Source organism: Paenibacillus contaminans, from assembly GCF_003285015.1.
GTDB lineage: Bacteria > Bacillota > Bacilli > Paenibacillales > NBRC-103111 > Paenibacillus_V > Paenibacillus_V contaminans.
The window spans coordinates 1-1,411 of the sequence record NZ_QMFB01000075.1; the positions used below are offsets into that span (position 1 = coordinate 1).

Annotated in this window: 1 protein-coding gene; it reads right to left on the reverse strand. The window is 43.3% G+C overall.

The genetic code is table 11. The annotated features are described in order from the left end of the window. Positions 1-44 precede the first annotated feature (44 nt). Complete coding sequence (locus tag DQG23_RS41595) at positions 45-1,370, reverse strand: IS3 family transposase (RefSeq protein ID WP_113036952.1); 1,326 nt, start codon at positions 1,368-1,370, stop codon at positions 45-47. Between the last annotated feature and the right edge of the window lie 41 nt (positions 1,371-1,411).

Genomic DNA, 1,411 nt, shown 5'->3' on the forward strand with positions numbered 1-1,411 from the left:
TGATCTGGACCCTTTGTCAAGGACACTTGAAAAAAGCCTAGCATCTAGGCGGTTAACAAAAGATGGTTCCTGTATTGCACAGGAGTCATCTTTTTTAATCCCCACTGATACCGATTATTGTTGTAGTAGTGAATATAACGGTCAATCTCTTGTTGTAGTTCTCCTAATGATGAACAATTACGATGGTCAACATGGTCCTTCATGTGGCCAAAAAACGACTCCTGTGGCGCATTGTCCCAGCAATTCCCTCGTCTAGACATGGATTGCCCTAACCCTTTTTGCTTTAAAAGTTCTTGGTATTTGGGGCTTGTATAATGGCTCCCTTGATCTGAATGGATAAATGCATCCTTGTGCAGCTTTAGCCGTCGTTGCTTTACGAGAGAGTCAATCGTGTCTGTAGCAATGTCCAGTGTAAGTCGATTGGAAAGGTTGTAAGAGAGGATCTCTCCTGTTGAGGCATCTAGTACGGTCGACAAATAAGCCGTCTCTAAGCGGCCATAAGGGAGATAGGTGATGTCCGTGAGCAAGGCAAGCCCAGGAACACCTTTTCTGAAATCCCTCTCTAAGCTGTTGGGAAGCGTTCGATGTTCTTGTGTCGCCTTGGCCATGCGTTTGTAGGGATTGGGTTTTCGATGTGGACAGACGAGGTCAAACTTCTTCATAAGCCTGCGAATTCTCTTCAGGTTGTAGATCACGCCAAACTCGTTCTCAAGCGTCATCTTAATGGAACGAGAACCCTTTTTAAAGCCCTTCCTATTAAATGCTTTCTTAACCAGTTCACCAGCTTTGGCATCCGAAAGAGACCGCTCTTTACGGGTATCTGAGGCTTGTAAGTAATTATAGTAGCCCGAGCGGGATACATGAAGTAAATCGCAGAGGTAACGCGTCATACGTCCTAAACCCTGATCAACCGTCTCTTTAATCAGCTCAAATAATTTATTTTTGCTTAGATTCTTTCCGTTTACCAGCAACCTTTCTTTCGAGTCTAGCTTTTTTAACAATTCCACCTGAGACTCAAGGAGTTTAATTCTTGCTTCCTGTCTTGCGATAACTTCATCCTGCGTTAGATCACGCTTCAGTGTACGTCCAGAAGCCTCCTTACGGGAGTCGGCTAATCCAATAATCCCGTCTTCTCCATATGCTTTCTTCCACCGCTTAGCGCATGCTTTTAGACGATGGTTTCCAATAATGTTTACATCAAAACCATTGGATTCAAAGATTTCCCGAGGGGTTTTACCCGCCATGTACTGCTCGATGAATAACTGTTTAAATTCGTCAGCATAGGTTATTGCTTTCACGCTAATCTTGATCACGTATCTATTCGTTGATAATATCTTACGGTCCTGTTCGCTAAAGAAATTCTTAGACATGTTGTAATCCCCTCCGGTGCTTACTCTAGTATACAAAAAAA